15 protein-coding genes are annotated in these 16,062 nt (G+C 53.3%); 14 read left to right on the top strand and 1 reads right to left on the bottom strand.

Annotation, left to right across the window (positions count from 1 at the left end; genetic code table 11):
- Nucleotides 1–4: 4 nt before the first annotated feature.
- Complete coding sequence (locus ACO0LC_RS14630) at nt 5–4,054, bottom strand: Pls/PosA family non-ribosomal peptide synthetase (RefSeq protein ID WP_423004284.1); 4,050 nt, start codon at nt 4,052–4,054, stop codon at nt 5–7.
- A gap of 1,003 nt (nt 4,055–5,057) precedes the next feature.
- Between ACO0LC_RS14630 and ACO0LC_RS14625 the strand changes: the two genes are divergently transcribed.
- The 14 genes from ACO0LC_RS14625 (at nt 5,058) to ACO0LC_RS14560 (ending at nt 16,055) form a co-directional block, all read left to right on the top strand.
- Complete coding sequence (locus ACO0LC_RS14625; protein WP_423004282.1) at nt 5,058–5,795, top strand: DUF4255 domain-containing protein; 738 nt, start codon at nt 5,058–5,060, stop codon at nt 5,793–5,795.
- Between the two features lie 61 nt (nt 5,796–5,856).
- The gene (locus ACO0LC_RS14620) at nt 5,857–7,119 is read left to right on the top strand and encodes a phage tail sheath family protein (protein ID WP_423004280.1); all 1,263 of its coding nucleotides are present in this window, start codon (nt 5,857–5,859) and stop codon (nt 7,117–7,119) included.
- Between the two features lie 29 nt (nt 7,120–7,148).
- Entirely contained in the window at nt 7,149–7,580 is a 432-nt protein-coding gene (locus ACO0LC_RS14615) for a phage tail protein (protein WP_423004278.1), read from the top strand.
- A complete protein-coding gene (locus ACO0LC_RS14610; protein ID WP_423004276.1) occupies nt 7,577–7,945 on the top strand; it encodes a phage tail assembly protein in 369 nt (122 codons plus the stop codon). Before ACO0LC_RS14615 ends, ACO0LC_RS14610 begins: the two co-directional genes overlap by 4 nt.
- On the top strand, nt 7,891–8,112 hold the full coding sequence (locus ACO0LC_RS14605) for a DUF6760 family protein (protein ID WP_423004274.1): 222 nt from the start codon (nt 7,891–7,893) through the stop codon (nt 8,110–8,112). The genes ACO0LC_RS14610 and ACO0LC_RS14605 overlap by 55 nt, the downstream gene beginning before the upstream one ends.
- A gap of 3 nt (nt 8,113–8,115) precedes the next feature.
- Nucleotides 8,116–9,225, top strand: a complete 1,110-nt coding sequence (locus ACO0LC_RS14600; RefSeq protein WP_423004272.1) for a hypothetical protein — start codon at nt 8,116–8,118, stop codon at nt 9,223–9,225.
- Nucleotides 9,225–9,833: a hypothetical protein gene (locus tag ACO0LC_RS14595; protein ID WP_423004270.1), complete on the top strand. Its 609-nt coding sequence runs from the start codon at nt 9,225–9,227 to the stop codon at nt 9,831–9,833. The genes ACO0LC_RS14600 and ACO0LC_RS14595 overlap by 1 nt, the downstream gene beginning before the upstream one ends.
- Complete coding sequence (locus ACO0LC_RS14590) at nt 9,830–10,972, top strand: phage late control D family protein (protein WP_423004268.1); 1,143 nt, start codon at nt 9,830–9,832, stop codon at nt 10,970–10,972. The genes ACO0LC_RS14595 and ACO0LC_RS14590 overlap by 4 nt, the downstream gene beginning before the upstream one ends.
- Nucleotides 10,969–11,499 (top strand): phage baseplate assembly protein V, encoded by a 531-nt coding sequence (locus ACO0LC_RS14585; RefSeq protein ID WP_423004266.1) that lies wholly within the window; start codon nt 10,969–10,971, stop codon nt 11,497–11,499. The genes ACO0LC_RS14590 and ACO0LC_RS14585 overlap by 4 nt, the downstream gene beginning before the upstream one ends.
- Nucleotides 11,500–11,507: 8 nt before the next feature.
- Complete coding sequence (locus ACO0LC_RS14580) at nt 11,508–11,930, top strand: hypothetical protein (protein ID WP_423004264.1); 423 nt, start codon at nt 11,508–11,510, stop codon at nt 11,928–11,930.
- Nucleotides 11,931–11,934: 4 nt separating this feature from the next.
- The gene (locus ACO0LC_RS14575; protein WP_423004262.1) at nt 11,935–12,726 is read left to right on the top strand and encodes a hypothetical protein; all 792 of its coding nucleotides are present in this window, start codon (nt 11,935–11,937) and stop codon (nt 12,724–12,726) included.
- Nucleotides 12,710–13,123 carry a GPW/gp25 family protein gene (locus tag ACO0LC_RS14570; RefSeq protein WP_423004260.1) on the top strand — a complete coding sequence of 138 codons (414 nt, stop codon included), beginning with the start codon at nt 12,710–12,712 and terminating at the stop codon, nt 13,121–13,123. Before ACO0LC_RS14575 ends, ACO0LC_RS14570 begins: the two co-directional genes overlap by 17 nt.
- Nucleotides 13,123–15,105: a putative baseplate assembly protein gene (locus tag ACO0LC_RS14565; protein ID WP_423004258.1), complete on the top strand. Its 1,983-nt coding sequence runs from the start codon at nt 13,123–13,125 to the stop codon at nt 15,103–15,105. The genes ACO0LC_RS14570 and ACO0LC_RS14565 overlap by 1 nt, the downstream gene beginning before the upstream one ends.
- A 74-nt stretch (nt 15,106–15,179) precedes the next feature.
- Complete coding sequence (locus ACO0LC_RS14560) at nt 15,180–16,055, top strand: hypothetical protein (protein WP_423004256.1); 876 nt, start codon at nt 15,180–15,182, stop codon at nt 16,053–16,055.
- Nucleotides 16,056–16,062: the final 7 nt, after the last annotated feature.

Here is a 16,062-nt window from a genome sequence, read left to right as displayed (position 1 = left end):
TCAATCAAACACCTGTCATGGCGGCAGGACAACCATGCCAGCTGGAATTGGCTGGAATGTATTCACCTTTCATGACCAGTGTCATTGCACCGAGGCTGGCGCCATCTGCCACCACTGCACTATACAAAACCGAACTACGTGGCCCCATATACACGCGTTCACCAATAATGACATGGTCAATTTTCATGACACGGTCTTCAAACAGATGTGTCTGTGGGCAGGCAAGGGCATTGATTTCGCTATAGTCACCTATGCTAACGCAATCAAACTCGGTGATATCAGTGGTATCCATATAAACGCCGCGTCCAATTTTGCAGCCCAACAGATTGAATACCAACGGTAGCCAAGGGGTGCCGCGCAAATAACGCATGAAATTGGGCACGGCTATGCCTTCGTACAGATTGGTGATGCCCTCTGATATCCATACAAAGGGCGTCCACATAGGCACGCTGCTCTTCTTGTAGCGGAAAATCAATAACCATTTCAAGCACAGTACAAAAGCAAAACTGCCTATGCCATACAACAAGCCTGCAACGACGAGGTAATACAAAACTTCATTCCAGCGATCGTCCCCCGCCAAAGGCATCAAGTCCAGAACGATAGTATAGCCAACCGCAATCACCATGGCATGTGGTGCGATGATGCGGAAAGCCTCGATCAAGCCACGACCCAGGCGCCTAACAATGGATGGGCGGAAGGTCAGGTTTTCTGGAAAACCCTTGGTTTCTTCACGGGCAGGCAAATGAATGGCGGGTGAACCCAGCCAAGTGTCACCCTCCTGCATTTGCGCATTATCTGGCGCACTGGTATGGACGCCTATCAGGACGTTTTCAGGCAAAATCGTGCCATCCGGTATATATGCCCCATTACCAACAAAACTGCGGCGCGAAATAACGGTGGGGTGCATGCTCATCCAGCCACAATCTATTTGCTCGTCACCCAACAATACGGCATCAGCAATAAAGGTTTCATCGCCCAGAGTTAACATATCCGGGACCACCCCCAGGGCAGTAGAAATTTCGGCACCACGTCCGACTTTTGCACCCAGCAGGCGATACCAGAAGGGCGCATAAACTGTGGCATAAACACCGTGCAACACATTCAGGCTGGACTCCTGTATCTGGTTGACCAACCACTTTCCACAGTAAGTATTGCCGTGCACAGGATATTGCCCTTGCTTTAAAGTCGGCAAAATACTCCAGCGTATACCAGCGGACAATAGTGCCGTGCAGACAATCAGGACAGCAGTGGCAGGGAAGGCCAGGAGAAAATACTTTGCCAGCTGGAAAATGATAGAGTTACTTTGTAATCCAGGAAATAATTCGGAATTATCAAACCAGTCTATCGTCACAAAGCTGGGGAAAACCGGCATAAAAAACAGGGCGCTGATTAACAGGGAACCAAACACAAAAAATACAGTTTCGCCGACCAGGCGCAAACGTGTTGCTGCTGGCCTTGGCGGGAAAACTGATGCATCAAACGCACCTACATCTTTGGCTGGTGATCCTTTCCAGATTCTGGATTTTGGTATGCGCTGCCCCGCACTTAAGGCAGATTGTCCATCCAGATGGCCGCCAGCTTCTATATGAACATTGCCTTCCAGTACCGCATAGGAGCCTGCATAAGCATCATCCTCTAGCGTTATGCTTCCCAGTATGAGTTCACCATGTTGCACTCTGGCGTTCTCAAAATTACTGGCATTTCCTATGCTGCAACGATCACCTATGCGCAACAAATCTGGAGCACGCAAGGTCATGGAACCTATGACAACATCAGAACCTACCTTTGCTCCCAGTGCACGCAACCACCAGCTATACAAAGACGAGCCACTCAACATATAAGTTGGGGCAGCTTCCACCAATCTGTCAGCCAGCCACCAACGATAATATGTCCATCCCCAAAGAGGATAGCGGCCAGCTTTCAAACGACCTGCTATCAACCACTTACCCGCAATGGCAATCGCAAATTCTGTAACGGTCAACAACAAGAAAACACCAACGGACAAAAATACTGCTCTTGCAATAGAATCTTCAGGGTCACCTGTAAAGAAGTGATAGGCAAAAAACGGCGCCAGCCACTGCACCATGCGCATGGCCACCAGCCAGGGTATGGCTGCGGCCTGGCCGGCACCACAAAGCCAGCGTTTCCATTCAGGAGCCGTGGTCCACCTGGCCTGGCTTGCTGCCGCAGCAGCATCCTGACTTGGGGCTGTGGCTTCCAGTACTTCCAGCATCTTGGCTATATAGCGATGCGTATAAATGTCACTGATCCTGAAATAGGCAAAACGTGGGTGTTTGCGCAATATGGATACCAATTTTGCTGCCATCAAAGAATGGCCGCCCAGATCGGTAAAAAAGTCCGACCTGCGTCGTATTGCCTGTCCTGGGAACAGGCTGGCCAGAGCCTCAAACAGCACAAGCTCAGTCTCGGTTTCCGGTGCATCCGACTCATTGTTGGCAGCCTGTTTGACCAAGTCTATTTTTTTTAACGTATTGCGGTCTATCTTTCCTGAAGTCAGCCTGGGCATTTCAGGCAGATATTCAAACCTGCCAGGCACCATATATACTGGCAAGAGCCTGCCAAGTTCAGTACGTAAAGCAGCCGCATGCTGAGCAAACGCGGCAGGCTCAGCATCTGCTGGCAATTGATCATTGACAATAAAAGCCACGATCTGATCGATCTCATCGTCCTTGCGCAAGACCACCGCTACTGCGCCTACACCTGCTTGCTTGGCTAACACAGTTTCAATCTCGCCAAGTTCAACCCTGAAACCACGGATTTTCACCTGATCATCGGCTCGCCCCAGACACTGCACACTGCCATCTGGATTAAAGCAAGCCAGGTCACCAGTGCGATACAGCCTGGCTTCATGAGCATTTCTGGCCCATGGGTTTGACAAGAATTTTTCAGCTGTCAAATCTGGGCGTCCCAGATAACCAATTGCTACGCCTGGCCCCGAAATACATAGCTCCCCCGTTTCGCCCGCGGGCAAGAGGCGCAAGCCATTTTCAATATCGGTCGCAATCACCAGCAAGGAATAATTCGGCAAAGGTTTGCCGATATTGACAGGCTGACCTGCTTGTAATTGTGCCAGGCTGGCCGACACACTGGCTTCCGTCGGTCCATAGGTATTAAACATTTGCCGCCCGGGGCGTGACCAGCGCGTGACCAAAACCTCGGGACACATCTCGCCACCAAGGTTAATCAGACGCAGGCTATCTACCTCGTGGCTGAACAAAGCGAGCAGGGTAGGAACAGCATGTAAAACACTGATGCGGTTTTCATTCAAAGCCAACGGCAGGGCATCCGGGTCGGCAGTAATTTCTTTTGGTGCCAGCCATAAGCTTGCACCAACAAGGTAACTGATCCAGATTTCTTCAAATGACATATCAAATGCCAGTGAAAATCCCTGATACACGCGATCTTCATGACGTATGCCCAAGACATGGTTTTCACTACGTAAAAAATGACAAATGCTGGCTTGATTTACCAGAATACCCTTGGGCTTGCCAGTCGAACCTGAGGTATAAATGACATAAGCAGGGTCACTGCCTTTTACGGGGCCACGCTTTGATATGCTTTGCCCGGCATCGAGCAAGGCTGTTTCGGCCAGCCATTTCTGGCAAGGCAATTCAGCTAATTGCGACTCAAAAGCCTGACAACTCAAGATGCCAAAAGCAGTAGCATCATTAAGGCAAACAGCAATCCTGTCTATCGGGGTATCTGCGTCAAAAGGCAACCAGGCGGCACCAGATTTGGCAATGGCTGCCTGCATAATCAGCAAATGTATGCCACGCGGCAACCACAGGCCAATAATATGTCCGGGGCGTACACCTGCCGCAATCAGGACAGATGCAACGCGATCTGCATCAGCATTCAATTGGCCATAACTGAGGGACTGTTCACCAGAAATCAGCGCAATTTTGTCAGGAAATCTGGCCGCGCTTGCCTCTAGCAAATCTGCAAGGATTTCCTTTCGTATGAAATCAAGTTTCTCCTCGCCATACAAAATTTCTGGGGTTGTTACCGTGTCGGTGCTGCTAAACGATTGCATAAAAAATCTATAAGAGAAAGGTCACTTAATATAGGCTAAATTTTGGCAAGAAAAGCCAAATACTTTCTCATGTTGAGAAATCACAACTAAAGCGTGAGTTTACCATTTTGATAAACCCTGTCTGGGTAAATATGAGTAACTAATTATTTCGTTTCAATACTTCTCTTTATCATAAATAGGCCTTACACAAAATTGTCCCATCAAGGCTGTCGGTTTAGGAGAACTTGCCTGCAAGAGGGAGTTACCTCGGAAGACAACGCTTTGCCTGAAACCCTGACTGCAGCGCAGTTGTGGTAATTTTGTGTAAGTACCAATAAAAATGAAGTGGAAACCACCGGTTTACTTACGATGACAGAAAATATGTCTACATAGACAAAGATTTTGATTGAGCGCACCTTCCGTCTGTCATTGTTTGTCAACATATCTATTTAATGCGTAAGACATGGCATTGCTGTGTGGAAATTCCGTGAAAAGCAGCAATGACGCCATCAATACATCCGCTACGTTATGCAGTAGTCTTCTTGAAATTTCAATAAAAACTTTGCGGATATAAAGCGAAAGTCTTGCTTATTAAATAAAGGGCAAAGATTTCCAGATATATCCAATTTTGCCGACAAATCAGTGGGGGCAATTTTCAGTGCAAATCAACAAATTCGCTACTGCTCGGAATTATTCTGGTACTCATGATGGCTTTAAGCCCTGTCATCATTTGCTACTGCACCTCAATCTTGGCAATGGTGCTTGCCATCCTGATTGAGTCGAGTATTTTCATTCTGCTTGGCGACCAAGGCTTGTTGCAGTTGCCGCATCTGCTGTTCGTGACGACGAATGTTTGCGTGAAACACCATTGTACGACCGATTGGGACAGGTGCTTGTAGCACGTTTGCGCTACATACAAGAATTATCTGCGTAAATATACTAAGTCTAGATTTCAAAAAAAGATGCATACGGAGAGCACATGAAAAATGTACCGCGTGTATCTCAAGACTAGAGAATTACCGTTGTGCTCCATACGGTTAGTCTTAAATCTTTCATTAATTGCGACTTATACGGCGAATTCAGCGAACTGGAAGTGGCTTTGTTTGCGCAGATCAAGGCTTTTGCCAGAAAGGGGGAGGTGATGTTTTTCAATCTGACTACGGCCCTAGGCGAGCTACTGCAACAACGCCACGTTCCATCCCTGTTGAGAGAGGCTGATCTGTCCTATGACAGCCCGACGGAGGCTTATAAACCAGGAAAAAACAGCATCAATCTGTTCCTGTTCGATGTGCGGGAACGCACGGATTTGCGCAGCAGCGTGCCGGTGATGCGCGAAGGCGTCAGTGGCAAGACTGTGGTGATCGGCGCTCCCGAGCTACGTATCGCTTGTTCTTATCTGGTGACGGCCTGGGTTGAAGCAGGGCAGTCTGGTCAAAGCGCGATCCTGCGTCAGCACGAACTCTTGGGTGAAGTGCTAAAGCTGTTCGCCGCAACGCCGGTGCTGGCACCGAAGAACGTTTCGGATGTGACAAAGGCCTGGCTCGGAACCCAGTCTTTCCCTGTTGAATTGCTGGTCATGCAATCCGACTTGACGAAGAATATCTCTGAATTCTGGACTGCCGTGGGTGGAAAACTGCGACCAGCCTTTACAGTGACCGCTACAGTGGCAATGACACCGGGTACTGCAGAGGTGACAGAAGCACTGATACTCAGTAAGGAAGTTGATGTGCGGGAGTGGAAGGTGGGTTCAGCAAATCATTAGACAGGTCCCTGGTCGGGGTTTAAGGACGTCAATAGTAATTTAATTTCAGGAGAAATATGCCATGTCATACGTGTCGCCAGGAGTGTATGTAGAAGAAGTACCACCGCTGTCCAGGCCGATCGCAGGTGTGGGGACCAGCACGCCGGGATTCATAGGCTGTCTCGCCGACAATATCTACCTGCCGGTACGGCCATCTACGCCAGGGGGAGACTGTTTATGGGCCTGGCACAAAGTTGAAGCTAAGGAGAACGTCCCCTACCTGATCACTTCCTGGCCAGCATATGTTCAATTGTTCGGCGACTTCATTGCATCGGCTAAGAGTTCCGAAGCCGTCGAATTGCTGGACCCTCTAAAGACAGATGAAGCCAGGAAAGCAGAATATGTGAATAGCCGCAATTATCAGTCCTATTTGGCACACGCGGTGTATGGCTTTTTCAACAATGGCGGCAGCCGTTGCTATGTTGTCCGTGTTAAACCGGCCAACACGATTGACATTGCCACGGCAATCAAGGCACTAGCGGCACTAGATGAGATTTCGACGGTAGTAGCGCCAGGGCTGAACAAGAACGCCGAGCTAAAAGACTATGCCAAGCTCTACAAACGATTCGCCATCCTGGATTTTGTTAAAGATACGAAAGCAGACGGCACCAAAGCGCTAATCAGTAGTTTGCATAATCCCAATTCAGCGATTTATCATCCGTGGCTTCAGGTATCAGATCCAGCCATGAAGTTAGTTGATCCGCTGAAACCGGAAAACAGCTTGATCTATGTGCCGCCCGGCGGCCATGTTGCAGGTGTCTACGCACGTAGCGACGCCGAGCGCGGCGTGTTCAAGGCGCCGGCGAACGAAGCTTTGCTTGGTATTGCCGGTATCGAGGAATCAATAACGAGCAACGTTCAGGGAGATCTGAATACAGCTGGCGTCAACGTAATCCGCCTCATGAATGGCGCCTATCGGATCTGGGGGGCTCGTACCGTTGGCGGCGATGCCAACGGCGAATTCCGCTACATCAGTACGCGTCGCTACATGAACTATCTGCGTCAGTCCATCGACGCCGGCACCCAGTTCGTCGTGTTTGAACCTCACACACCGGCTTTGTGGCAGCGCGTGATCCGCACGCTCACGGACTTTTTAACCAATGAATGGCGCTCTGGTGCCCTGTTCGGCGAAACGGCCAAGCAAGCCTTTTACGTGAAGTGCGACGCTGATGTCAATCCGCCTTCGCAACGTGAGCTCGGTCAACTGGTCACCGAGATCGGCGTGGCAATCGTCAAACCGGCTGAGTTCGTTATATTCCGTATCCATCAATCTTCTGGCGGCTAATTGTCCGCCCCGATCACAGGAAAAAAATCATGGTCAGAGTAGATCCATATAAAAATTTTCGCTTTCTTCTGGAAATCGACGGTCTGACGCAAGCGGGGTTTTCTGATTGCAGCGGATTCGGTTCAGATGTGGAAGTGGTGGAATACCGGGAAGGCGGCGATGCGTCGACTGTCCGCAAATTACCGGGAAAGAGCAGCTTTCCTGATCTGACGCTGAAGTGGGGTATCACCGATTCGCGTGAACTGTATGACTGGCATCAAGGCATCCTGGATGGCAAGCTGCAGCGCAAGAACGGTTCGATTATCCTGCTCGACGACCTGGGCCAGGAAAAGGTACGCTGGAATTTTTTCGGCGCCTGGCCCAGCAAATACAAGGCGCCCGACCTGAGCGGAACAGGCAAGGAAGCGGCAATCGACGCTTTGACAATCAGTTGTGAACGTCTGATCAGAGCAGCAGCATGAGCGACTTCGCCACCGAGTTTGATTTTGTGCTGCCCAAGGGCTATGTCGATGCGGCAGGCACGGTGCATCGCGAAGGATCCATGCGCCTGGCCACCGCAGCCGACGAGATCTTGCCACAGAAAGATCCGCGGGTGCAAGGCAACCCTGCCTATCTGGTGCTGATCCTGCTGGCACGGGTGGTGGTGCGGCTGGGTGCGCTGGATGCGATCAATCCCAAAGTGATCGAAGGCATGTTCGCGGCGGACCTGGCCTACCTTCAGGACTTTTACAACCGCATCAACAGCAGTGCTTCGCTGCGGGTGTCGGTGGCTTGTCCCAGTTGCCAGCACACGTTCGAGGTCGAGCCAGAAAAAGTGGGGGAGTAGTAGGCTACCCCATCGCTCGGCTGTACGAGGAGGTAGCCTTTATTGCTTACCATTTTCACTGGCCGCCTGAGCGCTTGATGAACATGGAACATGCCGAACGCCGTCGCTGGGCAGAAGAAGTATCCCGTATAAATCTTGAGCTATCACATACATCACATTTAGCATAGACGATGACTACCCCTATTAATCCGCCGTCGATGAGCCAGCTCGCAGGGCTGAGTTTGCCGCCTGGGCTGCTGGCCAGCATGGCCTGGATGCGTTACATGCAGGGCTGGGCACGCCCCACGCACGGCCTGCGGCGGGGTGGCTTGCATCTGGCGACGATGGCTTGCCTGCGGAATGTGATGGCAAGGCAGCGCACGCTGCAGTCGATGATCGTGGGACGGGCCGATGGTGCCTGGACCGTGCTGACCCTGAATTGGCAAGCTGTGGTAGTACAGCAGACGCGGCGTTCAGCGCGTGGTGCCGTAGCATTGCCAGCGACAATTTTTCGCGAAATAGCTGTGCCATCCCCACGCTGGAAGCCGACGTCGCGCACGCCTGAGCCAGATAATCAAGCCGCCACGCCGACTGCGGCAGGCTTACCTGCGGCACATCGGGGTGTTGGGCTGGCGATGTCAGTTCCGCCATCCGGCCTGGCGGCAAAAATTGACAGGCCGCTTCATCGACCCACATCTATATCAGTGCCACAAGCGATGTCAGTGCTGCAGGCTGCACCGCCACTACAGAGGCGAGCAGTCGGGCAAGTGCCTCCAGGCGTAAAATGGTCGCCCGAGCAGTTGGGCATGCAGATGCGTCCAGATCCGGCACCAGCACTAATTTCAGGAGAAGTAGGTCGACGCTTGCCCATGACATTATTGGCGGCGCAGCCGGCAATCGCACTGGAGCAGCACTCCCAGCGCTTGGCACCTGCAGGACTGTCTTTGCCCACCGTGCGGCAGGAGTGGCCCGCCATGGTGCTGGCCGGGTCCGCCAGTAACATGACTGACATGGCTGGTGCGGCTAGTGTAATTAATGCAGCTACTGAAGCCAATAACGCTCCCAGCCTCGGCGACCTGTTGTTTGACCAGGCCACGCGCGCGCGCGGTGACATTCCTCCGTGTGACGTCTGGCAACAGTCACCATCTGCGGCCAAGGCAACGCAGGCCCGGGTACAACAGACACAAACATCTGCAATACCGCACATCGATCGCGACGGCATGGAACAGATAGCCGCGCGGGTGATACGTATCATTAAACGTGAACAACGCCGGGAACGTGAAATCAAAGGGAGAATCTGATGGCGCTGACCAAGGCAGTGATCGTAAATATTGATGGCGGTGGCCAGACGATACCGGTGATGTTCAATCCACCTAGCTATTCGCTGTCCCGTTCCAACCAGTTTAAGGAAAGTCGGGTCCCGGGGAAATCCTCAGTTTTAATGGAGTATGTCAGCGGCATAGCCGACTCCCTGAGTACTGAGTTCTTCTTTGATACAAGCGATGCCGGCACCGACGTGCGCGAACGAACCAACGCCATAGAGAGTCTGATGCAACTGGCGCCGCGCAGCAAGGCCCCGCCGCAATTGCTGCTGATATGGGGCTCGCTGGTGTTCAAGTGCGTCATCGTCAGTGTACGGGCCGAATTCGACTATTTCAACACTGCAGGCATGCCATTGCGGGCCAAGCTACAGGTCGAGTTCAAGGGTATCAGTGTGGCGGGGCAAGATGCCAGGGACCGGGCGGTCACCACCATTCATAAGGTACCGCCAGGGCAGTCCTTGCCCGCCATCGCGGGCAGGCACTATCAAGACCCGGCCAAATGGCGCGAAATTGCCATAGCCAACCAAATCGATAACCCGCGCAAAGTACTGGCCGGGAAATTGCTTAACTTGACGGGGTTGAAATGACCATTCTTTTCAACGAACAGCCCTGGAGTCTGGTGTCATCGACCGATGTGGACATCCGCGCGCGGGCAGGGTCGGCAAGCCTGTACCCGGTGGCTTACGGCTTGCGACAAGTGATGCTGAGCCGGAACGGCGTGCCACTGGACCCAGCAGTGCTGGGAGTGATCAACCGGATGTCGGTGTCGCTGGGTGCCAATCAGCAAGGCAGCTTTACGCTGGAGATCGAAGACCCGATGCTGATGTTGATCGATAGCCTGCAGGGACCCGATCGCGGAACGCTCTGTGAAGGCAATGTGTTGGAAATTTCCCTGGGTAACGCCGAGACCCCACTGAAGATGGTCATGGCAGGCACAGTCAGCGCAATTACCGTCGAACTGGATAGCGAAGAGGGATTGCACGTCCAGGTGGAGGGGCATGACGCGCTCAGCACGGCCGCAGTAGGCAATGTCTACATACGGTACATGGACGAAATGAACGATTACGAGGTACTCAGTTTTATTGCGTCCAAGATACTCGATCTGTTGCTCTCTATCGACAGCCTGACCCAGGACGAGATGACGGCACCTCCGGGACGCGCCCGCATGCAGGCTGGCATCAGCTATCTGGATTTGATTGCCGAGCTTGCCGATCAATATGGCTGTCATTTCTGGGCCGACGGCAACATCTTGCACTTTCGCCGCGAACGTCCAGGCAAAAAAATCAGCCTGGAGCGGGGCGTCAATCTCTTCAGTCTGTCTTTTCGCCTCAGTACTAGCGGTCAGGTGGGCGCGGTAGAAAGCCGGGGCTGGAATACGGCACAGGCCGAAGAGGTGAGCGCACGAACGGCACCACCAAAAAACTATTGGGGCCGTCTGTCGCAGGCGGCCAAGGCCAGTCTGGCAGCAGACAATGCCGTACACAACATCATTGTGCATGACGCGGCCGAAGCCAAGCAACGAGCTGGCGCCGAGATGCGCCGCCTGATGGGCATGCTCATCATGGGTGAAGGCAGCACCATCGGCAATCCAGAGATGCGGGTGGGCTGCATCGTCAACGTGATTGGCATGGCACGCTTCGACGGTGAGTACCAGGTGCAATCTCTGGTGCACCGGATCGACAATGACGGATTTCGCACGGACTTCACATTAAGGCTGCATATATGAATGAATTATCCGGCACGCTGTACCTGGGCGTGGTCGATACGGTAAAACTCGACGCCAACGGCTGTCTCGACGTTTATCTGCCCGCGCTCAAAAGCATCTTGCAATGCCGGGTTGCTACGGCAATGGCGGGCGCAGGGCGCGGCGTGTTGTTTTTGCCGGAAAAGGGCGATCAGGTACTAGTGGTGCCAGTACTGGGGTCGGACATCGGATTTGCCTTGCTGAGCAGCGTGTGGCATCTCAATGCCAAGCCGCCAGGGGGAGATGGCACAATCACCAATGACGTCAAGCTGATCCAAACCAGAGGTGGCAACAAGATCAGTCTGATCGATACTGAAGGCAAGGAGAGTATTGAAATCTCGACCAAGGATAAGCAGCAGTGCATCAGGTTTTCGATCGAGGAAGGACATATCGAAATCACTGCCGGTGCGATCAAGATGAAGGGAAACGTGGAGATTGACGGCACACTGACAGTCAACACCGGCGGCCACAGTACGGCGATCAGCGGCAACGAAATTACCGGAAAATAGGGGAAAGCATGAGCGAACTGAAACTGTTGGGCGTGCTTGATCTGGGTGGGGCATTAAAGCTGAAAGCGAAAAAAGTACTTGCGAAGGGTAAGGAGATTCTCGTAGTAATGGAGACGTCGGAAACAGCCCATTGTAGCAACGCCGTGCCAGTGATAATACCGACACCGCCAGCAAAACCCCTGACTGAAGGTACCCTGGTTTGGGTGAATAATTCATTCAACCGCACGGTCTGCATCAACAAAGACAGGCGAGTGGTAGCTGGAGGAACTTGCGTACAGGGAACCGCTGGCGCTGGCATCTGGCCAGGTCTGCTGCTACCAGGCAGTAGCACAGTCCGGGTTGGCGGTGTCCCCGTCAGTGTGGAAGGGGACCAGGCCATTATTCTGGCCAATGGCGCGCCAGTGGTGCTGAATGTCAGTGGGCAGGGCTAAAGTCATGAGTCTGAAGAATTTAATTATTTCCAGCCCGCATAACGGCGACGTGTTTGCTTTAGGTGAGCAGATCAGCTTCACCGGTGCCGCCGAAGTCCAGCCGGTGCGAGCACTCTACTATCATTGGTATTCGTCGTTGCCTTTTCCGGAGCGAGGCGAAGACAAGTCGCACGAGTCGCTGAAGCAGCCGGTCGAATTGGCACAACAGCCGCCGGCGTGGAAAAGCACGCAGTTAGAGCCAGGCGCGCAGTACATCACGCTGGCGGCGAGCGACCAGCAAGGCGAGAGGATCGACAATTGGCAAAAGGTGACGATCGGCGGCATCGCTGGCGGCGAACGTCTGCCGCCCGACCACGTGGGGCAATGCCTGATCCACGTGCTCCAGGCCTATGTATCGTCCGTACACCAATTGCCGGGCACGCCTTCGCAATACTGGCTGGAGATAGAGTTCCAGTTGCCTGTCAATTGGTCGCCGGACAAGCGGCTTTCCGGCACCCGTCAGTGCCAGCCGGAATACAATAATTGGCGCTTCAACTTGTATTTGCGTGCGCTAAACGATGAAGGACCCGGGGAGGAACTCCTGCCGTACATCCCCGGGCAGCCGATCACAGTCCGGCGCGACGGTAAGAAGCAGTTCGCTGTGTTCCAGAGCACCTCCCAGCTGACCGGGCTGTACGAGCTCATCTTGCATGTTTCTTTCCAGGGTAGTCAGCACGCACCGGTCAACCACAGCCGAACCTTATCACTGCTACCGGCAGCATCAATCAAGGAGAAACGTAATGCCTTACTCAACTGAAAATAATCGGGAGATGCTGGGACGGGGAATTGCCTTTTTTCCGCTCCGGCTGATTGGCGGTACGCTAGGGATGAATGAATACGACGAGCACATCAGGCAATCTATCCGACTGATCCTTGGTACCGCCTACCACGAACGCGCCATGCGCCCCGATTTTGGGGGCGGCATGGAAGCGCTGACGTTTGAACCCATGAATCCGGTCACCGCGATCCTGGCCCAACTACAGGTTCAAACCGCGCTGGCGAAGTTTGAACCGCGCATCGACGTGCTTACCGTGCAGGTCTCGGCATTACCGGATGAAGGAAAGTTAAATATCGACATCAACTATCGTGTTCGAAGTACCGATACCGTTTATAACCTGGTGTATCCCTTTTATGTAGAGCGGGGAGGGCTGTAATGAGCATTCGTCCGCCACTGATCGATCCCTGTAGCGAGGCTGATCTGCGCAAAAAAACAAGAGACGAGCTCTACAATGTGCTTGGCGCTTTGTATGGCTGGAAGAAGCCTGCGGATCAAAGCGGCGGCACCAGCGAACCGTACGGAGGCGAAGCCTGCGACGCGCTGGTACACATTTTTGCGCGCTACTGCCACCACATTGTCGAGCGCATCAATCGTACTCAGGATAAGCATTTTTTAGCCTTTCTTGATCTGCTGGGCAATACGCCGATTGCAGCCGCGCCGGCGCGGACGGTGGTCAGCTTTGCGCTGGATGGTGCCGTGCGACAAGGGCGGCTGCTGCCGGCCGGTACCCGCCTGCAGGCATTGTCGGCGGCAAGCAATGCCGTGCTCTATTTTGAAACAGAGCAAGACCTGTGGCTCAGTAATCTTAGCCTGAAATCGCTCATGGTCGTCAGCGACGGCGCGATTGACGACTGGTCTACGCTAATCGACAATGGCAACGGCGCCGGCAGAGGGCTGTTCAGCGGAAAAAATAACCGGTATACATTTTTGTTTGAGCAGAAAGGAACAGCACGCTTCCCTGAGGGCGAGCCAGTTGAGCTGTACGTCTGGATAGATAGCCCGCGGTATCAGCCCGCAACTTCGTCGTCCGGCAAAGAATCCGACAAAGAGCGTAATGGGCTGACATGGGAGCTGGGCCTGAAGGATGACCAAAAAGGAACGTTGATCACAGTTGAAGATGAGACCGACGGACTCACCCGCTCCGGCGTGATCCGTTTTCTTGCGCCATCTGGAAAGGCCAGCCCGTTTTGGTTGTCCATCAGCGGGGATCAAGACCCCACAAAGCCAACTTTGCTTTGCGTTGCGATCAATAGCGTGGCGGCACTTCAATGTCAGACCCTGGTCGGTGAGGTGCTTGGTTCCAGCTCGGGACAAAGCCATCAGCGTTTTTTTGCCGCACACCAGCCCGTGATGAACGGACAATTGCTGTCCGTGCTCGAAATCGCCACCAATATCGACACAGAACCCCTGATCCCCGAGGCCAGTTGGATACCGTGGCAGGAAACACCCGATTTTCATGCTTCCGGCCCTAGCGACCGTCACTATCTACTCAATCGTCAGAGTGGGGAGCTGCGCTTTGGCGATGGCAAGCGCGGCATGATACCACCGGCCGGTGCGCGCAATATCCGGTTAAGCAGCTACCGGGCCGGTGGCGGCATAGCAGGCAATGTTTTTGCGGGTGCGATCAAAAGTATCGTATCGAACACCTACGAAGTAGTGCGTGTGAAGAATCTGTTTGCCGCCAGCGGAGGCGCTGAAGCCGAACAGAGCGCAGCATTGCTGCAACGCGCGCCGCGCAGCTTGCGCCACCGCCAGCGCGCGGTGACCAAAGAAGATTACGAAGATCTGGCGCTGCAAGCGACGACTGAGGTGGCTCGGGCCGAATGCGTGCCGCTACACAATTTGTATGAAAATGCATACCAGATCATCAATACCAAAACGGACGAAGAGAACGGCGTTGGCAAGGTAAGCGTCATCGTCGTGCCAGCCGAACCCGGGGAAAGGCCGCAGCCCACGCTCGATCTGCTCCAACGGGTGCGTGCTTATCTGCGTGAACGCTGCTGCGTAGAGGCACATGTAGAAGTGGTCGGGCCGCTGTATTTGCCGGTCGTGGTCAACGTCAGCGTACAGATTGAGTCGCAACGTGACACCGTAACTACGATAGACGAGCTAAACCGCCGTTGCCTGGCCTACCTGCATCCGCTGACTGGTGGGCGGGATGGGGACGGCTGGCCCTTCGGGCGACTACCTCACGCATCCGATTTCTATGCTGTGCTGGCTGACACCCCGCATGTCAAATATATTTCAGCACTGGATATCAGGCACAAAGAAACTGTCCAGCACAAGAAGATATTTGATACGAAGCGCTTCCTTGTCTGTGCAGATAAAGCAGTCATAAAAATATCCGCCACCCGCTGAAAGTCATTATGCCTATAGAACTTCCTGATCTTGATGATCGACGTTTCGCCGACCTGGTGGACGAAGGCCGAGCCATGATTCCCAGTCTTGCGCCATCCTGGACCGATCATAATTTGTCGGACCCCGGTATCACCCTGATCGAGTTGTTTGCGTCCGTCACCGAACAATTGATCTATCGCGTGAATCGCGTAACGACCGAGCACAAAAAGGTCTTTTTAAAACTGCTCGCCCCAAATCAAAAAAACAGCGAGCAACTCGATGATGACCTGGCTAAAGTGATTTGCGATCTGCGCATAGAGACTCGCGCCATTACGGCCAACGACTATGAGCGACTGGCAGGTGCTTATAGCGGAGTACAGCACGCACGTTGTCTGCCGCGTACCAAGCTTGTCAAGGAGGGAAAATCAGCATCTCTTAAGTCTGCCATTGGTCATGTGACGCTGGTGTTGGTCGGCGATGCCACCATGACCACGGATGTGCTCGATAAGATGCGCAAGGAAATACAAGGCTGTACGACACTCACCATCAGCAGCGATGAAACTCTGACCGCCATCCCTGAGGATAATCGCGTTACTTTGCATGTGCTGGCTGCCCGGCCGTTGCGGGTAACCGTGAATGTCGAACTGGTCTGTTTTGCAGAACATCGCTCGGACCAGGGGGGAAAGGTCGGTCTGGTGTTGATAAAGGCATTACAGGATCGGTTTCATTGCGTTGTGGGTGAAGAGGGCTATCGACCACGGCCGCCAGGCCAGGCACTCTACAAGTCTGAACTCTATGCGGTGATCACGCGTGTGACTGGCGTCGACTATGTGGAGAAATTGACGCTGACGGACACTGGTACGAATCGCTCTTCCCGCGCCAGCACCCGCAAGTCTGATTCCATTGGCGTCATTCCGGATCCTGATGAGTATATTGAATTGGTCGTGTGCTGGTCGCTAAGCAATGGATAGGAGAAAC

Source organism: Undibacterium sp. JH2W (genome assembly GCF_049340425.1).
Classification (GTDB): domain Bacteria; phylum Pseudomonadota; class Gammaproteobacteria; order Burkholderiales; family Burkholderiaceae_D; genus Undibacterium.
This window is presented reverse-complemented; position numbering and strand designations above follow the sequence as displayed.

Coding starts and splice junctions, on each gene's coding strand:
- ACO0LC_RS14630 (WP_423004284.1), bottom strand. CDS start 4,054: ATGCAATCGTTTAGCAGCACCGACACGGTAACAACCCCAGAAATTTTG.
- ACO0LC_RS14620 (WP_423004280.1), top strand. CDS start 5,857: ATGTCATACGTGTCGCCAGGAGTGTATGTAGAAGAAGTACCACCGCTG.
- ACO0LC_RS14615 (WP_423004278.1), top strand. CDS start 7,149: ATGGTCAGAGTAGATCCATATAAAAATTTTCGCTTTCTTCTGGAAATC.
- ACO0LC_RS14610 (WP_423004276.1), top strand. CDS start 7,577: ATGAGCGACTTCGCCACCGAGTTTGATTTTGTGCTGCCCAAGGGCTAT.
- ACO0LC_RS14600 (WP_423004272.1), top strand. CDS start 8,116: ATGACTACCCCTATTAATCCGCCGTCGATGAGCCAGCTCGCAGGGCTG.
- ACO0LC_RS14595 (WP_423004270.1), top strand. CDS start 9,225: ATGGCGCTGACCAAGGCAGTGATCGTAAATATTGATGGCGGTGGCCAG.
- ACO0LC_RS14590 (WP_423004268.1), top strand. CDS start 9,830: ATGACCATTCTTTTCAACGAACAGCCCTGGAGTCTGGTGTCATCGACC.
- ACO0LC_RS14585 (WP_423004266.1), top strand. CDS start 10,969: ATGAATGAATTATCCGGCACGCTGTACCTGGGCGTGGTCGATACGGTA.
- ACO0LC_RS14580 (WP_423004264.1), top strand. CDS start 11,508: ATGAGCGAACTGAAACTGTTGGGCGTGCTTGATCTGGGTGGGGCATTA.
- ACO0LC_RS14575 (WP_423004262.1), top strand. CDS start 11,935: ATGAGTCTGAAGAATTTAATTATTTCCAGCCCGCATAACGGCGACGTG.
- ACO0LC_RS14570 (WP_423004260.1), top strand. CDS start 12,710: ATGCCTTACTCAACTGAAAATAATCGGGAGATGCTGGGACGGGGAATT.
- ACO0LC_RS14565 (WP_423004258.1), top strand. CDS start 13,123: ATGAGCATTCGTCCGCCACTGATCGATCCCTGTAGCGAGGCTGATCTG.
- ACO0LC_RS14560 (WP_423004256.1), top strand. CDS start 15,180: ATGATTCCCAGTCTTGCGCCATCCTGGACCGATCATAATTTGTCGGAC.